The organism is Citrobacter sp. CtB7.12 (assembly GCF_001297795.1).
In the GTDB taxonomy this organism is placed as follows: Bacteria; Pseudomonadota; Gammaproteobacteria; order Enterobacterales; family Enterobacteriaceae; genus Citrobacter_A; species Citrobacter_A amalonaticus.
On record NZ_LIFT01000002.1, the window covers coordinates 218,338 to 240,224 of the forward strand.

Here is a 21,887-nt window from a genome sequence, read left to right on the forward strand (position 1 = left end):
TGCTAAAAAGTAATGGGCGTGGTTTGTAATTTTAATTTAAGTGATTGTATATAATAATATTTTTCTAAGTTGTTGTTATAATTTAATAATCTCCATTTTTATATCATTTAAAAAACACAACTTTATGATTGTATTATTGTTTTTTTGTTTTTTCGTTAGATATGAAAATTTGTTAAAAAAACAGTGTTACGAGAGGGTAGCAGCCGTAATTCGTAATCTGACCGGGTAAATTTTATAAAATTCAGATTTTTCTTTCTGAACAATAACCTGATAAAGGGGGACGTATCAGTAAATTAGCCTTATGCCATGCCCATTTTTTTTGTGTATTAAGCGTTTCTCATTGTTTCGTGTCTCTGCAACCCAGAACATTTCCATCCCGTTAGATAAATGGATGGATCATCAAGTCAGAAACCTCGGACAAAAAAGCTGGTGCGGTTCACCGGATCCCGTTCTTTGCAGGCCAGCAGCACACGTCCGAATCCGCGCGAGAGGGAGATAATCCCTATTGCAACCAGAAAGGGTGAAGCCTAAGAACGGCCAAGGGATTCAATATCCTGCAACAACGTGTCGAGCGTGGCGCGCTCTGTGAAAGGTTCTGGCGCGCCTGCAGGTGCTGTCAGCCCAACCCTGTTATGCCAGTACGTGGGCACTCCCACTTTTTGCGTCCCAAGCATGTCATAAGCAGAGCCTGCGACAAATATAGCCTCGGCAGGAACAAAGCCTGTATTACACAACGCCAGACGATACGGCTCAGGATGCGGCTTGTAAAAATCAGCCTGTTCGGAAGTCACGACGACATCGAAGGGAACGCCGATAAGATCCGCAGCAATGCGCCTGAGGCGCGCCGAACAGTTAGTGACCACACTTAATCCCATCAGCTCAGAATAGACCCTGTTAACCGATTACACTGACGTGATTTGCTCCACCAGCATTGAACGCATCATCACCGGACGTAATGCTGCGCTGAGCCTGACAGAAATCCTTATTCATCAGCTCAGTGATATTTTTGCACTCACCGACAGCATTGGCTGGGGCAACGCGAATGAATGACGACTGCGCACATTACCTTTAAGCGGTCAGAACTTGTTGAAAAACTGAATGACATTTTCACTAAGCATTATCCGGGGATACTGGTAGCACGATAGTTCATCGTTACCATAACCGGGCTCGAAATCACGGGTGTTTTTAGCGAAATACGATTGTGGGCTTCGGCGTTTTTCGAACTGCTAAAAATGCTGTAATAACAATGGTTATATGGCCTGTATTCGAATCCGGTAGGATCTCAGACCCACTCTTTCGGTAAACTCAACGTAAACCGGGTCATGTTTGTATCCGACGTCACCGACACTTTTCCGTGGTGTGCGGTCACAATCGATTTCACGATCGCCAGTCCGATGCCGCTGCCTTCGCCTTTACGCTGGCGGGATGGATCCACGCGATAAAAGCGATCAAACAACCGTGGTAAATGTTCGGCAGGGATAGGTGTTCCCGGGTTTTCAATGATGATGTGCACCTGTTCGTCCGCCTCTGTCAGCTGGACGGTAATGCTCTGGCCCAATGGCGTGTAGCGCATCGCGTTGGAGAGGAGATTGCTGATCGCCCGGCGCAGCATACCTGAATCGCCGGATACCAGGCATGGATGCCCTTCAAAATGCAACCCGACTTCCCGTTCTTCCGCCAGCGCCTCAAAAAAGTCGAATACTTTACTGACTTCATCCGCCAGATTGATCGTTTTTTTCTCCGGGATCAGCTGGTTGTTATCGGCCTGCGCCAGAAACAGCATGTCGCTGACCATTTTCGCCATATGGCTAAATTCTTCGAGGTTGGAATAGAGCACCTCTTCCAGCTCCTTCTGGCTACGGGGCTGGCTGAGGACAATTTCTGTTTGCGTCACCAGGTTGGTGATAGGGGTACGGATCTCATGGGCAATATCAGCTGAAAAATTGGACTGGCGGGTAAAAACGTCTTCGATACGCTCGATCATGTGATTAAACGAGAGCACCAGCCGTTCCAGTTCAATAGGCACCGACCGGGGATCCAGTCGGACGTCGAGATCTTTCGAGGTGATGTTCTGAATCTGTCGGCTGACGCTGCGGATCGGTTCGTGGCCTTTATACACGGCAAACAGCACGATAAAAATGATCAACATGCTGATGATCGAGGCGGTCATGATGAGCTTGTTTTTCAAATCGTTAATGTAATGCAGGTGAAAATCGATCGACAGCGCCAGATACAGGGTATAGGCCGGTTTTCCGTCGATCAGCGGCCCGACCGGCAGGCGGATCATGCGCCAGCTGGAATGGGTGCCGTGGCTTGCCATCTGCATCGACGGACCATTAATCAAATAGACGTTGCCGCCCGGAACGGTTTTATCCACCGTGGCGCGGGCAAGAAACTGGCGGATATCCGGCATATGAGGGGAATGAAAGAGCGCCTGCTGGTTAGCATCTTCCAGCGAAATAATGACGTTTGAGTAACCGGCTACCACGTTTTTCAGGATCTCCAGACGGCGGGATTCCGGCTCGTCGGAGGGGCTAAGGATACGTTCGAGGGTGGCGCTGATTTCGCTTAAATCGTTGATGTCCTGTTCGGCAAAATGCACTTTTACCGACTGAATCATGATCCAGGCAAAGGCAAAAAAGGAGGCAATGGTCACGAGGCTGATAAAAAAGGTCAGGCGCGTCGCCAGCGAAAAAGGGCGGGATAACCGCTTACTGACCATCTGGCACCTCAAGCACATATCCCACGCCACGCACGGTCTGAATCAGCTTAGGCTCAAAGTCGTTATCAATTTTGCCGCGCAGGCGCTTCACGGCCACGTCAATGGCGTTGGTATCGCTGTCAAAATTCATGTCCCACACCTGAGAGGCAATCAGCGAGCGGGGTAATACTTCTCCCTGGTGGCGCAGGAAAAACTCCAGCAGGGTAAATTCTTTGCTGGTGAGCGTGATGCGGGTACCGCTACGACTCACTTTGCGGCTCACCAGGTCAACGATCAGATCGGCCACCTGAAACTGGCTTTCGACGATTACCGCCGCCCCCCGGCGTAGCAGGGTTCTGACGCGCGCCAGCAGTTCGGCAAAGGCAAACGGCTTAACCAGATAATCATCCGCCCCTAATTCCAGCCCTTTTACCCGATGTTCAATGGTTCCCAACGCGGTAAGCAGCAGAATCGGCATGCCTTTATTCGCGGCACGCAGCATCCGGACGATATCCCAGCCGTTGACGTCGGGCAGCATGATATCAAGAACGAGCAGGTCGTAATCACCGGTCATCGCCAGGTGATAGCCGTTCAGACCGTTGTCAGCAAGATCGACAACAAAGCCCGCTTCCGTCAGCCCTTTAGTCAGGTATTCACCGGTTTTTTTCTCATCTTCGACGATCAAAATTTTCAACACATTCTCCTTCGCCACGCGACGGTCATGGGGCCTCTCAATTCTAGAGAAGCCAGATCGGATAGCAATCGCATTCTGGGAAAATGACAGCTTTGTCATTTTGCTGTCACGGGTTGAACAGAGAGCGCCAGGTAAAGTGGCTGATATCAACCCACATGTAAATCAGGCTTATGCGTAATTTTAAGCGTCTCACGCTCTCAATGGCGTTACTGCTGGCAGGATGTTCACTCGCCCCGGACTATCAGCGCCCGGCGCTTCCGGTACCGCAGCAGTTTTCTCTCAGTCAGAACCAACTGGTGACATCACCGACAGGTTATCAGGACAGCGGCTGGCGGCAGTTTTTTGTCGATCCGCAGGTGAAAGTGCTGATTGACGAGGCGCTGCGTAACAATCGCGATTTACGTATGGCGACGCTGAAAGTACAGGAGGCGAGGGCGCAATATCGGGTGACTGATGCCGATCGCTATCCGCAGTTGAATGCGGAAAGCAGCGGAAACTGGAGCGGGAAACTGAAAGGCGACACCCGCAGTACGCGTGAATATGAGGCCGGGCTGAACCTGAGCGTTGATCTGGATTTCTTTGGTCGGCTGAAAAATATGAGCGAAGCCGATCGACAGACCTTTTTCGCCAGCGAAGAGGCGCGCCGGGCGGTGCATATCCTGTTGGTGTCCAACGTTGCACAGAGCTGGTTCAATCAGCGTCTGGCCTTCGCGCAGCTTCAGGTGGCACAAGAAACGCTGAGCAATTATGAGCGTGCATATGCGCTGGTGGAAAAACAACTGGTTACCGGCAGTACTAATGTGCTGGCGCTGGAACAGGCGCGTGGCGTGATTGAAAGTACCCGCAGTGATATCGCGAAGCGTCAGGGGGAACTGGCGCAGGCGAATAACGCGTTGCAGCTGTTACTGGGGAGCTACGCTAAGCTGCCGGACGATGCGCGACAGAATGTCGGCGATATCAACGGCGTGACGTTACCGCCATCGCTGTCATCGCAAATCCTGTTGCAGCGTCCGGACATCATGGAAGCCGAACATGCGCTGATGGCGGCAAACGCCAATATCGGCGCGGCACGGGCGGCGTTTTTCCCCTCCATCACGCTGACCAGCGGGATCTCCGGCAGCAGCAGCGATCTCTCCAGTCTGTTCTCGGCGGCAAGCGGGATGTGGAATTTCATTCCGAAAGTGGAGTTACCGATCTTCAACGCCGGACGTAATCAGGCCAACCTCGATCTGGCTGAGATCCGCCAGCAGCAGTCGGTGGTCAATTATGAGCAGAAGATCCAGAACGCGTTCAAAGAGGTTGCCGACGCGCTGGCGCTACGCCAGAGCCTTACCGATCAGATTCGCGGTCAGCAGCGATACCTGACTTCGCTACAAATCACGCTTCAGCGTGCGAGAGCGCTCTATCGCAACGGAGCGGTGAGCTATATCAACGTACTGGACGCTGAACGTTCGCTATTTGCGACGCAACAAACCCTGCTTGACCTTAATTACGCCCGACAGATTAACGAAATTACGCTCTATACCGCGCTTGGCGGTGGTTGGCTGGAATAAACCGAAACACATCACAGGAGATTGACATGAACACAGTATGTAAAGCGGTGGTATTCGCCATTTTCTCTACGCTGGCAATTAACGCTCAGGCCAATGAACACCATCACGGCGATATGATGAGCGCCATGCCTGCCGCCGAACAAAGCCCGGCGATCAGCGCCACTGGCGTAGTAAAAAGCGTTGATACGCAAAGCAAAAAAGTCACCATTGAACATGGGCCGATCCCCGCGCTGAACTGGCCGGCAATGACCATGCGTTTTACCATCACACCGCAAACGCAGCTCAACGATATTAAACCCGGTGACAACGTGGCGTTTACATTTATCCAGCAGGGCAATCTCTCTTTATTGCAGGATATTAAAAGCCAGTAATTCTCTCTTATTTTAACGTTGAGCATGACCTCATGAAAAATATCGCGCTGATTATCGGCAGCATGATGGCGGGCGGCATTATCGCCGTGGGCGGCTACGCGTATTTCGCCGCGGCGCACCCGTCGGCGAATACACCGCCAGTCACGGAAAAAGAAGCCCGCAAGGTGCTGTTCTGGTACGACCCGATGTACCCGAATACCCGCTTCGATAAACCCGGCAAATCGCCCTTTATGGATATGGATCTGGTGCCGAAATATGCCGATGAAGAGTCTGCCAGCGATACTGCGCCGGGCGTCCGTATCGATCCGACGCAAACGCAAAACCTCGGTGTGAAAACTGAGGCTGTGCGTCGCGGACCCCTCACTTTTGCCCAGATGTTCCCGGCCAACGTCAGCTATAACGAGTACCAGTTTGTCATTATGCAGGCGCGTGCCGCCGGATTTGTCGAGAAAGTCTGGCCGCTCACCGTGGGTGATAAGGTGAAAAAAGGCGCACCGCTGCTTGAACTCACGATCCCTGACTGGGTGGAAGCGCAGAGTGAATATCTGCTGCTGAAAGAAACTGGCGGCACGGCAACCCAGGTTGAGGGGATTCTGGAGCGGCTGCGCCTGGCCGGAATGCCGGAAACGGATATTCGACGTTTGACCGCAACGCGCAAAATTCAGACCCGCTTTATCCTTACTGCACCCATTGACGGAGTAATTACCGCCTTTGATTTACGTGCTGGCATGAACATCGCCAAAGATAACGTGGTCGCGAAAATTCAGGGGATGGATCCAGTGTGGGTAACCGCTGCGGTGCCTGAATCCATCGCGTGGCTGATTAAAGACGCGTCGCCGTTTTCGCTGACCGTTCCGGCGCGTCCGGACAAGTCCTTCACCGTGCGCAAGTGGACGCTGTTGCCCAGCGCCGACGCCACCACCCGAACGCTGCAACTGCGCCTGGAAGTCGATAACCCCGACGAAGCGCTGAAACCGGGGATGAACGCTTATCTTAATCTGAAAACGGAAAGTGAGCCGATGTTGCTGATCCCGTCTAAAGCGCTGATCGATACCGGCAGCGAGCAGCGGGTGATCACGGTGGACGGTGAAGGGCGTTTTGTCCCTAAACCCGTTTCTGTCTTCCAGGCCTCGCAGGGGGTAACGGCGATCCGTTCCGGGCTGGCTGAAGGCGAGAAGGTGGTTGCCAGCGGCCTGTTCCTGATTGATTCAGAAGCCAACATCTCGGGGGCGTTAGACCGGATGCGCACGCAGCAACCGTCGGCGATGCCCGATCCTGCGGCCCATGCGCACTGAGGAGAACGCAGATGATTGAATGGATTATTCGCCGCTCGGTCGCCAACCGTTTTCTGGTGATCATTGGCGCGCTCTTTCTCAGCGTCTGGGGGACCTGGACCATCGTTAACACGCCGGTGGATGCGCTGCCCGACCTGTCCGACGTGCAGGTGATCGTCAAAACCAGCTACCCGGGGCAGGCGCCGCAGATTGTCGAGAATCAGGTGACCTATCCGCTGACCACCACCATGCTGTCCGTACCCGGCGCAAAGACTGTGCGCGGTTTCTCGCAGTTTGGCGACTCGTATGTCTATGTCATTTTTGAAGATGGCACCGATCCGTACTGGGCGCGTTCTCGCGTGCTGGAATATCTCAACCAGGTACAGGGTAAGCTCCCGGCGGGCGTCAGCGCGGAAATGGGGCCAGACGCCACCGGCGTGGGCTGGATCTTCGAGTATGCGTTGGTCGATCGCAGCGGTAAGCACGACCTGGCGGAACTGCGTTCGTTGCAGGACTGGTTTCTGAAATATGAGTTAAAAACTATCCCGAATGTGTCGGAAGTGGCCTCCGTGGGCGGCGTGGTGAAAGAGTATCAGGTGGTGATCGACCCAATGAAACTCGCTCAGTACGGCATCAACCTGTCGGAGGTGAAAGGTGCGCTGGATGCCTCTAACCAGGAGGCGGGTGGCTCATCGGTGGAACTGTCGGAAGCAGAATACATGGTCCGCGCCAGCGGGTATCTGCAAACGCTGGATGACTTCAATCACATCGTTCTGAAGTCAGGGGAAAACGGGGTACCCGTGTACCTGCGAGATGTGGCAAGAGTGCAGACAGGCCCGGAAATGCGCCGGGGGATTGCCGAACTTAACGGCGAGGGAGAAGTGGCCGGCGGGGTGGTTATCTTGCGCTCCGGTAAAAACGCGCGTGAGGTGATCTCGGCGGTTAAAAATAAACTCGAGACGCTGAAAAGTAGTCTGCCGGAAGGCGTGGAAGTGGTGACCACCTACGATCGCAGTCAGTTGATTGACCGCGCCATCGATAACCTCAGCTATAAGCTACTGGAAGAGTTTATCGTCGTGGCGCTGGTCTGCGCACTGTTTCTCTGGCACGTGCGTTCCGCACTGGTGGCGATCATCTCGCTGCCGCTGGGATTGTGTATCGCCTTTATCGTGATGCATTTTCAGGGGCTGAACGCCAACATTATGTCGCTTGGCGGGATCGCTATCGCCGTGGGGGCGATGGTGGATGCCGCCATTGTGATGATCGAAAATGCGCATAAACGGCTGGAAGAGTGGGGACACCAGCATCCGGGCGAAGTGCCGGATAACAAAACGCGCTGGACGGTGATCACCAATGCCTCTGTAGAGGTTGGTCCGGCGCTGTTCATCAGTTTGCTGATCATCACGCTCTCTTTTATTCCCATCTTTACCCTGGAAGGGCAGGAAGGACGCCTGTTCGGGCCGCTGGCGTTCACCAAAACGTATGCGATGGCGGGGGCGGCGTTTCTGGCGATCGTGGTGATCCCGATCCTGATGGGGTTGTGGATCCGCGGGGAAATTCCGGCGGAAAGCAGCAACCCGCTTAACCGCTTTTTGATCCGTATTTACCATCCGCTACTGCTGAAAGTATTGCACTGGCCGAAAGTCACGCTGCTGGTGGCGGGGCTCTCGATCCTGACGGTGGCCTGGCCGCTGAGTAAAGTGGGGGGCGAGTTCTTACCGCAGATTAACGAAGGCGATCTGTTGTACATGCCGTCCACGCTGCCGGGGATTTCGGCGGCAGAAGCGGCAAGCATGTTACAGAAAACCGATAAGCTGATCATGACCGTACCGGAAGTCGCCAGGGTCTTTGGCAAAACCGGGAAAGCGGAAACCGCCACGGATTCGGCACCGCTGGAGATGGTGGAAACCACGATTCAGCTCAAACCGCAGGATCAGTGGCGTCCGGGAATGACGATGGAAAAAATCATCGAGGAACTGGACAACACCGTTCGTCTGCCAGGGCTGGCAAACCTGTGGGTGCCGCCGATTCGTAACCGTATTGATATGCTCTCTACCGGGATTAAGAGTCCGATTGGGATTAAAGTCTCTGGTAACGTACTGGCCGATATCGACGCGATGGCCGAGCAGATTGAAGAGGTTGCCCGCACCGTCCCTGGCGTAACATCAGCGCTCGCTGAGCGTCTGCAAGGTGGTCGCTATCTCAACATCGATATCAACCGTGAGAAAGCTGCCCGTTACGGCATGACGGTGGGGGACGTGCAGTTGTTTATTACCTCTGCCGTCGGTGGGGCGATGGTTGGGGAGACCGTTGAGGGGATTGCCCGTTATCCGATCAATCTGCGTTATCCGCAGAGCTTCCGGGACAGCCCGCAGGCGCTGCGCCAGTTACCAATCCTGACGCCGATGAAGCAACAAATTACGCTGGGGGATGTCGCCACAATCAACATCACGCCGGGGCCCTCGATGCTAAAAACGGAGAACGCACGGCCCACCAGTTGGATCTACATTGATGCGCGCGACAGGGATATGGTCTCTGTGGTTAACGATCTGAAACAGGTAATTGCCGATAACGTTCAGTTGAAGCCCGGTACCAGCGTCGCGTTTTCTGGTCAGTTTGAATTGCTGGAGCGGGCGAACCATAAGCTGAAGCTGATGGTGCCCATGACGCTGATGATCATCTTCGTCTTGTTGTATCTGGCGTTCCGCCGGGTCGGAGAAGCGCTGCTGATCATCACCAGCGTGCCGTTTGCGCTGGTGGGCGGGATTTGGTTCCTGTACTGGATGGGATTTCATCTGTCGGTGGCGACGGGAACCGGGTTTATCGCTCTGGCGGGGGTCGCTGCGGAATTTGGCGTGGTCATGCTGATGTACCTGCGCCATGCCATTGAGGCCGATCCTTCACTGGACAACCCGCAGACGTTCAGCGCAGAGAAACTGGATGACGCGTTATATCACGGGGCGGTGCTACGGGTACGACCCAAAGCGATGACCGTAGCGGTGATCATTGCCGGTCTTCTGCCGATTTTGTGGGGGACAGGGGCCGGTTCGGAAGTGATGAGCCGGATTGCTGCGCCCATGATCGGCGGTATGATTACGGCGCCGCTACTGTCACTGTTTATTATCCCTGCGGCTTATAAGTTGATGTGGATACATCGTCACCGTAAAATATCCCGTTAACATCTTCATCATTCGGCCTGCTGAAATGAAGCGGGCCGGAAAAATCATTTTAACGGTGATTTTTCATTCTTTCTGACATATTCTGCAATACTGTAAAATGCTTTTTCTGATGATAAGCGTTATCCCTTTATGAATCTCCCGTTATTGCTATTCGTTCCCTCTGATATTTAATTTTGCCGTTACCTCTCAGCGGGTTGTGCATAAAAAGCACAGCCCGCATCCTTGTGTTGCAAATAGTGTAAACATCAGTTTTATATTTCAGAATCGTGCAGTTAATCGCATTTTATTCATTTTTGTTATCAAGTTTTCGTTAAGTTCATTCTCTTTTACGCATAATGCGGGCCACTTTTACACTTCACTGAATGTTTTTACATATCAATTAATCAGTAAAAATAGTCAAAAACTTAATATCATGCGAAATATCTGAAAGGTAATCCCTTATGGTAATCAAAAAACCATCTGCGGGAGCCAGTTTTAGCCTTTTATCATTAAACACGAATGAGAAGTATCTGAAATATAAAATAAGGATTTTACTATGGGATTTGGGATGGCAAAGGACAATAAATTTGAGATCGTGGCCATTATTCGCGAAGAGCTTCTCAGAAAAACGAAGGTAGAACTGAAATTTAAAGACGCCAGCGTGGTCACTCAATTAGAAAAGGTTGACTTCGACTACTTCGTGATTACCAACAACAGCGACATCCCACACTCTTCTATCCAGTCTTTTATCTTGCACAGCGACAGCGGCATTATCCGGTTCAATGCCCGGTTCAGTCAGTCGCTGACCGATAAACTGGAGTGCGGACTGGCGTATCGCATACCTGAAGTGATCTTATTGGTTCAGCGCCGCCAGCATCAGCGTTTCTCCTTTTTAAAGGGGTATCATTTCTACTGTTCTGGACGCTATAAAAATGGTGAGAATTACTTGCTGCAGATTAAGAATATCTCTCGCGGCGGTTGCGCGCTGATCTCACAGAAAATAAACACCCGCTTTCTTTATAAAAATGCGCTGATTAAAGGGGCATCTCTGGATTTTGAACAGTTTGGTCGTTTGCATTGCGATCTCCGGGTCGTCAACGTTGTTGCTATCAACGAATTTGATGAAAACAATCAGCTTTATTCCTGTCAGCAGATCTCCTGCAAGTTCGAATTCAAACATCCACGCGACGCGTTGGATGTCGAAAAGGTCATTATTCATTTTTTGATGAGTAATAAATTAAAAAGTTTATAAAGGAAGGTGAACTTTATGTTGATGTGCGGAAATGAAGATTTTGTCGGTAGCAGTGTCTCAACGTATTTAAAAAGTAAAAATGCTGAGGTGACGGATGTCCCCTGGCAGGTGATGGTAGATTACTCTGCACGCTATCGCCATCGGATGATGATTTTTAATATCATCAGCCACGAACAGTCCTACGCTGATTTTGTCAGCTATTTAAATAAGAATCGCTTTAAAGTTTACGATAATGCCGTGGTGGTGATTGCCGATGACCGTCTGGCGAAATTGTGCATTGAGTTACTGTATGTCGAAAAAGTGATTGTGCTGACCGATAAATCACCGCTGCGTGATTTTGGCCGACTGACGACCCTGACGGGGGAGTGCTGGAATCCCCGCTTATTCCGTTCACAAAAACGGCTGAGCGATCGTGAACAGCAAATCCTCAGTTTGCTGGTGAGTGGATATTCACCAAATGAAATCTCGGATCTGATCAGTGTGAGCTATAAAACGATACAGACGCATAAAATGCGAATCATCACGAAGCTGGGTCTGGCCCATTCGACTGAACTGAATAAACTGATCGTCAGATTCAACCATCCGTTCTCTTTTTTATCCTGAGTTTGTCATCAGCCTGATGGCGCTTCGCTTATCAGGCCTACAGCTATCCTGAACAACGTAGGCCAGGTGAGGCATTGCCTTCACCCGGCCTGATCCCCTCAGCGGTTGTCAGAACGACTTTTTAAAGCCAATGGAGGCATTGACTGGCGCTTCCACCTGCGATTTATGCCCGCTGTTGTTGAACTGCGTTCCCAGTTCGCCGTACACCTGCAGATCGCGGTCGATGCTCCAGCTCAGACCTGCGGCCACTTCGGTACTGGAGTACTGCTGCGAAGATTCCAGCGTTGTGGTGGCAACCGCATTGCTGAAGTGGGTTTTGTCTTTTGACCCCAGTCCCTGCCACAGGTTGACGCGACCATATGGCTGAATCTTACCGTGACGGGTGTCATAGTCAGCTTTCAGTCGCAGCCCGACACGGGCGGTAAAGGCATCGGCAGTATCGAGTCTGACCTTCGTCTTCGTCGCGCCGCCCAGCGTGCTGTCATCAAAATCGCTGTACTGATAGATCAGCTGTGCCTGGGGTTCCAGACTCCATGCGCTTGCTCCTAAGCGGAACGCTTTGCCGATCTCCGTCGAGGCGGTCAGCGTATGGCCTTTCACGGTATGGGAACCCTTGTTTCCGGATGCCGACAGGCGAGCGTCATGGTTACCGTATTGCAGGACGTTATCCACATACATGCCATCGGTGGAGAACCAGGTAGCATAACCGCCCAGGTAAAACGCGTTGTCATCGATGTTACCGCCTTTACCCGCGCTACCCGCATGGCTGCCTTTGACGCTGCTGTCGATATCCAGAATGCTGGTGTAGACACCGGCTTTCCAGCTGGTATCCGCGTAAAGGTCAACCCCTGCCTGAATCCCCATCGTGTGGCTGGTGGTCTGCGTGCCGGTGATGTCGTCCAGTTTGGTTTTAGCGGAGTAGCCAATCATTCTCGCCCATGTACGGTGGTCTTCATCGAGACCCGGTCGTACGTCATCCCCCATTCGCTGGTGCATATTGCCTAACAGGCTCAGGTCGCCCTGACGCACTACGCTGGCGAGACCGGAGTAGAGCATGGTTTCCGGGCGGTATTCACTGCGCAGGTACCAGTTTTCGCCCAGGCCTTTCGCGTTGCCGGCATACAACTGGTATTCAAACGCCCCGGCAGACATCCGGTTATTCGCCAGATAGAAGCCGTCACGCGTGGATTGTGCCGTGGTGGTGGCGCCGTTTTTCGCCGTCACCACTTCGATCCCGTCTCCCACCGTCGGCGCACCCAGCCCTGAACCGTCTACTTTCAGCAGCGTGCTACCGCTGACCTTACCGCCATCGATCACCAGTCGGTCCGCAATGCCCTGACCGCCGCTGTTCTGCGCTGCGGCTAATTCAAGCGTCCCGTTTTTGCCGCTGTAATCGCCTTTCACCGTCAACGCGGAACCGATCGCCGCCCCCGTCAGCGACACATTGCCGCCGTTGGTTAATCCGGCGATCGTCTGGTCGTAGCCTTGCGTTTTCAGCGTGGTTTCGCTCGCCACAATGTGATGGGACGCTGCGCTCAACGTATTGGCGCCACCGGCCTGCAGAACCCCGTTGGCGACAAGCGTTGCGCCTTTGTAGCTGTTCGCGCCTTCCAGCGTGGTGATGCCGCTACCGGTGTGGTGGAGCTGTCCTTCGCCGCTGATATTGCCGCTCAGGGTGTAGCTGTTGCAGCGTTTCACATCCAGTATGCCGTCAGCGATGATATCGCCCTGTACGCTGCCGATCTCACCGCCATTACCCAACTGCAACGTGCCCTGCACGACGTGGGTGCCGCCAGTGTAGGAGGTGTCGAGCGTGAGCATGAGCGTACCCTGACCGGTTTTCGTTAACTGGCCGCTGCCTTCAACGTCGGTCAATAGTTCGACGTTGAAGCCGTTGGTGTCGAAGGTCCCGCCGCCGGATTCCAGCGTCACCTGGCGGGCGGTATTAAACGCATCGCCATACTTCAGCGTGCCGCCGTTAAAGGTGATCCCGGTTTTGGCTGCGCCGAGGTTTTTATCGCCCGAAACCTGTAGTGTCCCTGCCGTAATCGTTGTACCGCCGCTGTAGCTGTTCTCGCCGGTCAGGATCAGCGTGCCGAGGTCGCTCTTATTGACGCCACCGGTGCCGCGGATCTCACTGTCGATGGTGGCGATATACCCTGCGCCATCGATGGTGCCGTCGCCGACGCGAATCAGCGTATTGGCGGTGTTGGTGGTGATGGCATCGCCCGCTACGCGGTAGCCATCGGTGGCAAACTGCGCGCCGCTGATGATCACATCGCCCAGACTGTTATCCACGGTGACATTGCCTGCCACCCCCTGGAAAACGGCGAACGCGGCATCGGTGAACGGGGCGTTCAGCGCGCCTTCTGGCGTGGATTCATCGGTGGTCCAGTTATCGTTGCCGTGGCTGGATTGCCAGATACCATCGCCGCCGTTGATCACGCCGTTGTTTTTCAGTTCGCCATTTTCACCGCCGGTGCCGTCCCAGAAGCGCAGGGTCAGACCGCCGTGGTTCACCAGATTGACCTGATTGTTAACCGATGTCTGCACGTACAGACTGTCTGCCGCCGTTGGGGCGTTGGCAATGTCCATCACGTTGTTGGTCAGCGTGCCGGAGTAGTTAATGACGCGATAGACGCCAACATCAAAGCTGCCGCCGGGTGAGGTTTCAATGTTGAGCTTGCCGTCGAGTACCAGATCGCCGTTGACGTTAATCAGGTCGTTGAAGGCACCGCCCGGGGTATATGCCTGGCCAAACTGATAATCCAGTTGCGACAGGTCATTCAGCGTCAGAGCGCCGGTGGTCAGTTTGCCGACGCTGTTCAGTGTGGAACCGGCGGTAATATGGCCGTTATCCGCAACATTTACCGCGCCGCCAATAATGCCGTTGCCGCCCAGCGTCGCGCCTGCCTTGACCGTTACGTCACCGGTCGCCGCCGCCTGATTGCCGTTGACCAGCAGTACGCCCTCATCGACCGATGTGGTGCCGGTCCAGGTGTTGTCACCGGTTAAGGTCAGTATGCCGTCGCCGATTTTCACCAGATTGCCGCTGTCACCGCTGATGATGCCGCTGATGGTGTCGTTGAGACCCAGATTACCGAGGGAAAGGGTTTTATCGCCCAGCTCAACGTTACCCGCGCCGGACAGCGAACCGATGGATGTCGCGCTGTCGACATGGCTGATATCCACTCTACCGGTGGAGAGGTTTTTCACCGTGGTCATTTCCGCCAGTGCGCGATCGGCAAAGGACATCAGCCCGCTGTTGGTGACCGTTGCGCTGCCGCCGCTGGCATCCTCTTCCAGCGCCAGTGTGCTCGTTTCTGAAACGTTAATCGTGGATTGTCCGGCTGTTGCATTGCCTGCAATCAGCGCCTTTGCGGTGCCGTTCAGATTCAGCGTCGCGTCGGCGGCAGTGACCGTGTCTTTTAGCGTTAACAGGCTGTCGGTAATCTCCATCGTCAGGGATTGCAGACTGGTTGCCGCGCCGCTGACGTTCAGCGCCGCGCCTTTCGTTACGCTCACCGTGCTGCTGGCATTGCTACCAAATGTTCCCGTCTGGCTGGCATTGACCGTAACGTTGTGAGCTTGTCCGGTACCTTCAATCAGCGTCGTGCCCTGATAGCGGTTTGCCCGATCGAGCGACAGCGTGCTGGCCGCATCATGGGTACTGCTGGTGACTTTCAGGTTACCCGCGCCCGTGATATCGCCGACAGGGGAGAAGTGGTGCGAATTCAGATCGAACACCGCATCCGCGCCAGACGTCCCCAGGGTGAGGGTGCGCTGAGTGGTGAAATCCGCGCCCAGCTGGAACGTTGAGCCGTTGTTGATAGTGACGCCGGTTCCGGACTGGCCCAGGTTGTTATCCGCCGAGATTTGCAGCGTACCGCCGTCTATGCGCGTGCCGCCATGATAGGTATTATCACCGCTCAGGATCAGACGCCCCTGGTCAGTCTTGACCAGCGTCAGGCTATCCGTACTGTCGCCTTCGCGGATCGTCGATTCGATCGTTGCGGTGAAGTTTTCGCCTGCGCCACCAGCACCGACGCGGAGCATCAGCTCATTGCTGCCTGCGGTGGTCTCCCATGCGTTCAGCGCATCGCCTTTGATGACATAGCCGTCCGCGTCAAACTGCGCGCCGGAAAACTGAACGTTACCCGCGCTCTGATCGACCTCGACCGTACCGGCGTTGCCGGTAAAAACCGCGAAGGCTTTTTGCGCCCACGGCGCGTTGCCGATACCGTCCTGCTGCGTCCAGTTGTTATCGCCCAGGCTGCCGATAGCCATCCATTTGCCATCGCCACCATCGATTTTACCGTTGCCTTCAATCCCGGTTTTACCGTGGTTTTCACCCGTCTGCGCGCCGTCCCAGAACTGCAGCGTGACGCCGTTGGCGTTAACCAGGTTGACCTGCTTATCCAGCACCGTCTGGACGAAAATATTGCGCTTATCCTGACCCGCCGGAACGTCGCCTAATTCCAGCGTCTGGTTGTCGAGGGTGCCGCCGTAGTTATAGAGACGGTAGACGCCTGGGCCAAACGTGCCGCCTGTGCTTTGGCTGACGTTCAGCGTGCCATCGAGCAGTAGATTGCCGGTGACATCGACCAGATCGTTTTGTGCGCCACCGGGCACGAAGGCTTCTCCCAGTTCAAACGCGGAGGTGGTTTTGCTGCCCAGTTGCAGACTTCCGTTGATCTTCAGCGTCCCCGCGCCGCCGTCGCCTGCGCTAAGAGTGGTGGCGTCATTCATCACGACGTCACCGCCGAGGGTGCCGGTGCCGCCCAGGGTTGCAATGCCGTTCACGGTTGTCATGCCCGTCGCGGCAGACTGATCGCCATTGACCAGCAGTGTGCCGTTGTCGACGGTAGTCACTCCTTTATAACTGTTGGCGCCGGTTAAACGGGTAATACCTTTACCGATTTGCTCCAGCGCGCCGATACCGGAAATCACCCCGTTAAGCAGGACGTTATTGCTGCGATTCACGGTCAGAATACCGTCATCAATGATCTGCGAAACCGGGTTGATACCGCCCGTTGTACCGCCCTGACCAAGATGTAAAATCCCGCCCTGTTTGATCGTCGTAGAACCGCTGTAGCTATTGTCAGTGGTGAACACCGTCGTGCCACCCGTTGCGCGGACAAAGTTGCCGCTACCGCTGATGGTGCCCTGATAAATCTGGCTGTCAGCGTCATTGCCCTGCGTATCAAAGATGATGTTGCTGGCTATACTGCTGGTGGTAATGCTGTAGTTGCCAATGGTCGCGCCGGTATTACTGGCATCGCGATGGTCGCCTGTGCGCAGCGTCGCACCGTCGTTAACAGCCAGGGTGCCGTCAGCCAGCGTCAGGCTATCCACAATGCGCATATCCGCCTGTGCGCCCGTCAGCGTTAAGGTATTCCAGCCGCTGCCGATGTGGGTTCCCAGACTGAGATCATCCGCCAGCAGTGTACCGATATTACCCCGGGTGTTTGTGAAGGTGAGGGCGTTACCCGTACCAGCGAGCGTGGTGATGTGACGCGTGTTCGCCAGCGATACGTTGCCGATGTTGGCCTTGTTGTTGGTTGTCCCGGCGAAGTTCACCTCCCCGGCGAACGTTCCGCTGTTCCAGATAAAACGATCGCTACCGGCGCCAGTATTGATGACGCCCCGCATATTGCCGCCGCTGATGTTGATAGTGTCATTGCCTTTACCAGACTGAATCGCGACATCCCTGTCGGTAGTGGCGAGGATCGTCCCGGTGTTGCTGATGGTTTTGCTACTGTCGCCACTGGCATCCACCACCGGACCGTTCACGCTATTGGAGGTGACTTTGCCACTGTTGGTGATGGCGGAAACGTCTTTTGCCAGGATCGCTGAGCCGCCCGTCGCGTCCTGAATGGTAATATCGGCGCGGGTGGTCAGTCTGCCGTTGGTGCGGGCATCAATCCCGTTCCCCGTGGCGTTTCCGGTATTGTTGTGTACCAGCACGGTGTAACCCGTGCCGATAACCAAATCGCCGGTTGCGTTGTCGCCGTTCTCTTTCATGAAGGCAAAACCTGAACCCGCACCGGTGACGTTGAGTAGATTATTGGCGCCGTTTTTCACGTTCAGCGCCACGCTGGTGCGGATCCCCGGACCGTCGTTGGCGTTAATCGTTACGTTGTTCAGCGTGATATCCGAACTTTCGGCATGGTTTTGAATCCCTGCGCCGCTGCCCAATGCGCTAATAGTGACGCCTTTGGCGGTCAGCGACCCCGCACCGGCGGCAAGGCGAATTCCATCCGCCGTGCCGTTGGTCGTAATGGTATCGGCTACTCCACCGGTTCCCGTCGTGATATTCAGCGTTGCGCCATTGGTCAGCAGCACGCCTGCGGTACCGTCATCGACCACAATGGCGCCCAGCTTTTTGATCTGCGCATCTTTGCCAGAGGCGCGAACGCCAATCCCATTGCTGACATGCAATGCCTGGGATGCGTTGTTGGTTAACCGTCCTCCTTCCTGCACGTCGACACCGATACTGTCTTTACTGGCGAGATCGATAACCGCGTCCTGTTGCAGAACAATGTTGCCAAGATTCTTCGCCACATAGGCGATGACGTTCAGCCCGGTATCCAGGGATTTAATAATGGCGCTGGAGTTAAGAATGGTTTCAACAGGGGCGTTCTGTTTATTACCGTTCAACTGGTGCGCCTGACCATCGACAATCCCGGCTGTGGTATTTGATCCGGTCAGTTCAATAAGAGTCTTATCGCTGATGGTGCCTTCTGCACCCCCTTCGAGCAGCAGCGCCGCCGCGCCGTCGCCGCTTACCGTAAATGTCGCTTCACCCGTATCCACGGTGCTGCCTTTACCGGTCGCAAAGACGCCAATCGATTTTTCGCCCGTTAGGGTCATCTCGAGTTTAGATGGCTGGAGCGTCAGCGGGTCGAACGTATTGCCGGCAAAGTTTGCGCCATTAGCAATGCGGAACAACGTGGTGCGCGCCTGACCGTTATCGTTCATCACGGCTTCGCCGATATTGGCGGTCGCACCTTTGCCGTACAGATAGTAGCCAATTTGATCGCTATTTTTGAATAGCGGACTGCTGGTACTGTTAACGTTAGCCACCGCATTATCGCGGACATGAACGCCAATATTGCCGACTTCTTTGAGTGTGATCGAAGAAGACACGTCAACGGTGGCCTGAGCAGTGTTACTCCCTTCTGCCCAGATTGCATAGTTACGGTTCGACGTGCCACCGTCGCCCGCGACCGTGATTGCCCCTGTATTGCTGGATGTCACATGCGCGTTCTTCGAACTGGCGGTCAGATGGATCCCGATGTTGTTGTGGCCGTTGACGTTAATCTCACCGTCGTTACGGATCTGCTGGCCGTTTTCGCTGCCGCTGTCGCGCACGGAAATACCGAAGTTATGGCTGGTGCCGGATGACGAGTCGCCGTTGAGGGTGATTTTACCGGTGTTGGTCACATTCCCGGTGGCGTTACCGACCAGGATCCCCGCCGCGTTACGTACGCCTGTTCCAAGGGTGATTGCCCCGTCATTGGTGACATCACCTGAACTGCGGGTCAGGATCCCGGCGCTGGGGCTGGCACCACCTGCCATATCGACATCCTGTGTGAGATCGTTAGCGTTACGCCCAAGATAGATGGCGGCATCAAGGGTGTTTGTGAAGGTGGCCTCACCGGACACTTCAACGCCGTAAGCCGTTCCCTTACCAAATGAGTCGTCGTTACTGCGTCCGTCCACGACGTTAATCTCACCCCTGTTGATCCCGCTGGTTTGATCGGACAACTGCATACCGATAGCGAGCGTCAGAGAACTGTCCGGTTTATCCGTTGACCACGGATCGGCCGCCGCCGCCGTACCGTAGTTGTTGGTCGTGATGGCCTGGTTAATGGTCCCTTCGTTCACGACGGTGCTGTTTCCCAGCCCCTGCATACCGTAGGCACCGTAACTGTTGACCTTCCGATTCCCATCCTTATCGATAAACAAACCGGAGTTGATCGTGCCGTGGTTAATGGCGCTGGCATCACTGGCCAACATGCCAATCGCCAGCCCCTGTCCGGTAGACGTTCGCAGCACGTTCAGGGCGCCTTCATTGACGACAGAACCACCGCCATCGGCCTTCATTGCCCCATTGATACTGCCATCGACAGCCAGAGTCGCGCCCGCAACCAATGTACCGGTGGTGCCTTGTCCGTTAGCATAGATGGCATGCAGTTCCCCAGTGGCCGCTGTGGTGTTATTGGTGTGCGCCTGTCCGTCAGTCCAGACATCGTAATCCCAGGTCAGCAGGTCGGCATTGGTGCTGGAGGTCAGCAGTTGGTTGATCAGGCTCGCGTAGTAGGTCTGTGCGTCAGAAACTTTACTGATAGCGCCAGAATCCAGCCATAGCTGGATCTGGCTGATATCTTGCCCGTCGGGTGTTTTGGCGCTCTCACTGCCGGCGCCAATCAGCCAGTTGTTGAAATTCGCCAGATCCGCCGTGTTTTTGATGGAAAAGGTGCGGTTACCCGTTTCAACGACATTCCCCTCTTCGTCGTAGCCGTAGGTCATTAAGGTAATGTCTTTGCCAAATACGGTGGTCTGTTTCGAACCCGCAAAGATTTTGCTCGGAACGACTGGCGCAGCACCAAACTGGATATAGTTATCGGATTGCCAGTTGACCTTGCTGTTCGGTTCTTGCGCTTTGAGCAGAGAAGAGTCTTTTGCCAGCAGACGGATAGCATTTTCTCTTACGTTCAGTGAATTATCGCCAATATTGAGATTGGCGGTTGCGCCATCTTTGGCAAGGGCAAAGCCAAACTGCTTATAGATTTGCGACACATTGGCATCAAACGTGTTAAGCACTGCATCGCCAATCTGCGAAACGCTAATAAAGTTTGCCAGGCTTGTGGTATCAAACACCTTCAGTGTGGAGGTTGTTTCGGGATCGGCCGGGTCAATCACCTGAAATTCCACGCTTTGCTGCGGCGTAGACGACTGCGTATGACTCAGGTATTCCGCCAGTTCTTCAATGGTGGTGACAGATTTTTGCTCGTGGGCGAGGTTGGTCGCGGTAATAATAATTTTGCCGCTTTCCAACAGATCCCGGATGGTAGACGATTCCACAATGCCGGTCTGTCCGTAGGCGATGTTGGGGATCGCGCCGGTGATATTCAGTTCACTGGCGTTGTTTTTGTTTTCATATAAAAAACCGTAGTTGAATACGTCCTGATGGACACCGGCGGAGATGACATTCGGGTAATCCACGGTGATATCGCGTGTGCCATCGGTCACGATCGGTATGGCGGCGGCTGTGAAAGAAACGCCAGCAACTAAACCGGAAACAACACGCAGTCCTGTTTTACGCGAGCTGCTTTTTTTCTTCCCTTTTGATAATTCGGAGGCGACAACCCAAAGCCCGAGTGTCGCATTCCATATGATGTTGTAAACCTTATTCATAATAACCTCGTCTGCATTTCTGTTTTTAATTGGTTGACACGTTGCGTTTGTGGTTAGGGGGGGCTCACGATGAGTTGGCCTGGGTTGTCAAATTTCGAAAACAGGAGTCCCTTCCGCAGGGCGGAATAATTTTTAGTGATTGATAACGTCTTGATTAATGCTCAGTCGTCCGTGTTGTATTTCCTTAGTAGGTTGTTAGCGATAGTGGGAGAATATATATTTCAGATGGGTGTTGTTGTGCCCTAGCTTTTTGGCAATATTGCTTTTATAGGTACCGATAGTTTTTTCGCTTTTATGCGCAATAGTGGCAATTCTGGACAGTGACCAGCCACGGGAATACATCATCATGACGTTAAATTCATTAACGCTCATGGCATTATCCAGCGGTCGGTTCACACTTGTGTTCTTGCAGTTGATGAGTTGAATCACCCGGCCGTGTAGTGCGTCAAGGCTCAATGTGCGGTCAAGAAAGTGCATCTGCATGCCGCAAATGGTCTGGAATACCGCAAAGGTTTCGACATTCGTCAGCACAAAAAGCATCAATGACGCACGCGAGGAGAGACGGCGAATGATGCTGGCGTATTTCAGAATATCCGTCTCTTCGGGATGAATAATGAGGTAATCATTATTCTGAACAACCGGGAGAGAAGAGGGCGGTGAATTGGCTGCATAATATTGCATGCCATAATAGAGTGATGTGCCGCGCAGAATATTTTTCATGCCAAGCCAGGTGTAATAATCATCACCCATAAAAATAGCTTTTGACATTAAATTCTCCTTGAGTCGGCAATAGCATCCTGCCCCTCTTTAACATTTTAAAAAAGGGTTCTTTCCCAGCCTGGGAATCTGTTTAAATCC

11 protein-coding genes and 2 pseudogenes are annotated in these 21,887 nt (G+C 53.8%); 8 read left to right on the top strand and 5 right to left on the bottom strand.

The features are described from left to right. Positions 1–527: 527 nt before the first annotated feature. Positions 528–875, bottom strand: a complete 348-nt coding sequence (locus AOY24_RS02630; protein WP_369815257.1) for an HAD family hydrolase — start codon at positions 873–875, stop codon at positions 528–530. A gap of 16 nt (positions 876–891) precedes the next feature. Between AOY24_RS02630 and AOY24_RS25315 the strand changes: the two are divergent. Both AOY24_RS25315 and AOY24_RS25595 read left to right on the top strand, forming a co-directional pair. Further along, positions 892–1,047: pseudogene (locus tag AOY24_RS25315) on the top strand (restriction endonuclease subunit M); the annotation flags it as partial. A 5-nt stretch (positions 1,048–1,052) separates the two neighbouring features. After that, positions 1,053–1,145, top strand: a pseudogene (locus AOY24_RS25595) (DUF4942 domain-containing protein); the annotation flags it as partial. A gap of 137 nt (positions 1,146–1,282) precedes the next feature. On the opposite strand, the gene AOY24_RS02640 reads toward AOY24_RS25595, so the two are convergent. Together AOY24_RS02640 and cusR are read right to left on the bottom strand one after the other, a co-directional pair. Further along, positions 1,283–2,722 carry a Cu(+)/Ag(+) sensor histidine kinase gene (locus AOY24_RS02640; RefSeq protein ID WP_054176097.1) on the bottom strand — a complete coding sequence of 480 codons (1,440 nt, stop codon included), beginning with the start codon at positions 2,720–2,722 and terminating at the stop codon, positions 1,283–1,285. Beyond that, positions 2,712–3,395: a copper response regulator transcription factor CusR gene (gene cusR / locus AOY24_RS02645; protein WP_044256698.1), complete on the bottom strand. Its 684-nt coding sequence runs from the start codon at positions 3,393–3,395 to the stop codon at positions 2,712–2,714. Before cusR ends, AOY24_RS02640 begins: the two co-directional genes overlap by 11 nt. Before the next feature lie 170 nt (positions 3,396–3,565). Here cusR and AOY24_RS02650 point away from each other — a divergent pair, with 170 nt between their 5' ends. The 6 genes from AOY24_RS02650 (at position 3,566) to AOY24_RS02675 (ending at position 11,606) form a co-directional block, all read left to right on the top strand. Beyond that, on the top strand, positions 3,566–4,948 hold the full coding sequence (locus AOY24_RS02650; RefSeq protein WP_054176098.1) for an efflux transporter outer membrane subunit: 1,383 nt from the start codon (positions 3,566–3,568) through the stop codon (positions 4,946–4,948). A 26-nt stretch (positions 4,949–4,974) separates the two neighbouring features. Further along, complete coding sequence (cusF, locus tag AOY24_RS02655) at positions 4,975–5,319, top strand: cation efflux system protein CusF (protein WP_044256696.1); 345 nt, start codon at positions 4,975–4,977, stop codon at positions 5,317–5,319. Positions 5,320–5,351: 32 nt separating this feature from the next. Beyond that, on the top strand, positions 5,352–6,614 hold the full coding sequence (locus AOY24_RS02660; RefSeq protein ID WP_054176099.1) for an efflux RND transporter periplasmic adaptor subunit: 1,263 nt from the start codon (positions 5,352–5,354) through the stop codon (positions 6,612–6,614). Positions 6,615–6,625: 11 nt separating this feature from the next. Continuing rightward, positions 6,626–9,772 (top strand): CusA/CzcA family heavy metal efflux RND transporter, encoded by a 3,147-nt coding sequence (locus AOY24_RS02665; RefSeq protein ID WP_054176100.1) that lies wholly within the window; start codon positions 6,626–6,628, stop codon positions 9,770–9,772. A 535-nt stretch (positions 9,773–10,307) separates the two neighbouring features. Then, positions 10,308–11,003 carry a flagellar brake protein gene (locus AOY24_RS02670; RefSeq protein WP_044256689.1) on the top strand — a complete coding sequence of 232 codons (696 nt, stop codon included), beginning with the start codon at positions 10,308–10,310 and terminating at the stop codon, positions 11,001–11,003. A 15-nt stretch (positions 11,004–11,018) separates the two neighbouring features. Then, complete coding sequence (locus AOY24_RS02675) at positions 11,019–11,606, top strand: LuxR family transcriptional regulator (RefSeq protein ID WP_044269019.1); 588 nt, start codon at positions 11,019–11,021, stop codon at positions 11,604–11,606. Between the two features lie 108 nt (positions 11,607–11,714). On the opposite strand, the gene AOY24_RS02680 is transcribed toward AOY24_RS02675, so the two are convergent. Together AOY24_RS02680 and AOY24_RS02685 are read right to left on the bottom strand one after the other, a co-directional pair. Next, positions 11,715–21,029, bottom strand: a complete 9,315-nt coding sequence (locus AOY24_RS02680; protein ID WP_054176101.1) for an autotransporter outer membrane beta-barrel domain-containing protein — start codon at positions 21,027–21,029, stop codon at positions 11,715–11,717. A 195-nt stretch (positions 21,030–21,224) separates the two neighbouring features. Beyond that, on the bottom strand, positions 21,225–21,797 hold the full coding sequence (locus tag AOY24_RS02685) for a LuxR C-terminal-related transcriptional regulator (protein ID WP_054176102.1): 573 nt from the start codon (positions 21,795–21,797) through the stop codon (positions 21,225–21,227). Positions 21,798–21,887: the final 90 nt, after the last annotated feature.

Coding starts and splice junctions, on each gene's coding strand:
- AOY24_RS02630 (WP_369815257.1), bottom strand. CDS start 875: ATGGGATTAAGTGTGGTCACTAACTGTTCGGCGCGCCTCAGGCGCATT.
- AOY24_RS02640 (WP_054176097.1), bottom strand. CDS start 2,722: ATGGTCAGTAAGCGGTTATCCCGCCCTTTTTCGCTGGCGACGCGCCTG.
- AOY24_RS02650 (WP_054176098.1), top strand. CDS start 3,566: ATGCGTAATTTTAAGCGTCTCACGCTCTCAATGGCGTTACTGCTGGCA.
- cusF (WP_044256696.1), top strand. CDS start 4,975: ATGAACACAGTATGTAAAGCGGTGGTATTCGCCATTTTCTCTACGCTG.
- AOY24_RS02660 (WP_054176099.1), top strand. CDS start 5,352: ATGAAAAATATCGCGCTGATTATCGGCAGCATGATGGCGGGCGGCATT.
- AOY24_RS02665 (WP_054176100.1), top strand. CDS start 6,626: ATGATTGAATGGATTATTCGCCGCTCGGTCGCCAACCGTTTTCTGGTG.
- AOY24_RS02670 (WP_044256689.1), top strand. CDS start 10,308: ATGGGATTTGGGATGGCAAAGGACAATAAATTTGAGATCGTGGCCATT.
- AOY24_RS02675 (WP_044269019.1), top strand. CDS start 11,019: ATGTTGATGTGCGGAAATGAAGATTTTGTCGGTAGCAGTGTCTCAACG.
- AOY24_RS02680 (WP_054176101.1), bottom strand. CDS start 21,029: ATGAATAAGGTTTACAACATCATATGGAATGCGACACTCGGGCTTTGG.
- AOY24_RS02685 (WP_054176102.1), bottom strand. CDS start 21,797: ATGTCAAAAGCTATTTTTATGGGTGATGATTATTACACCTGGCTTGGC.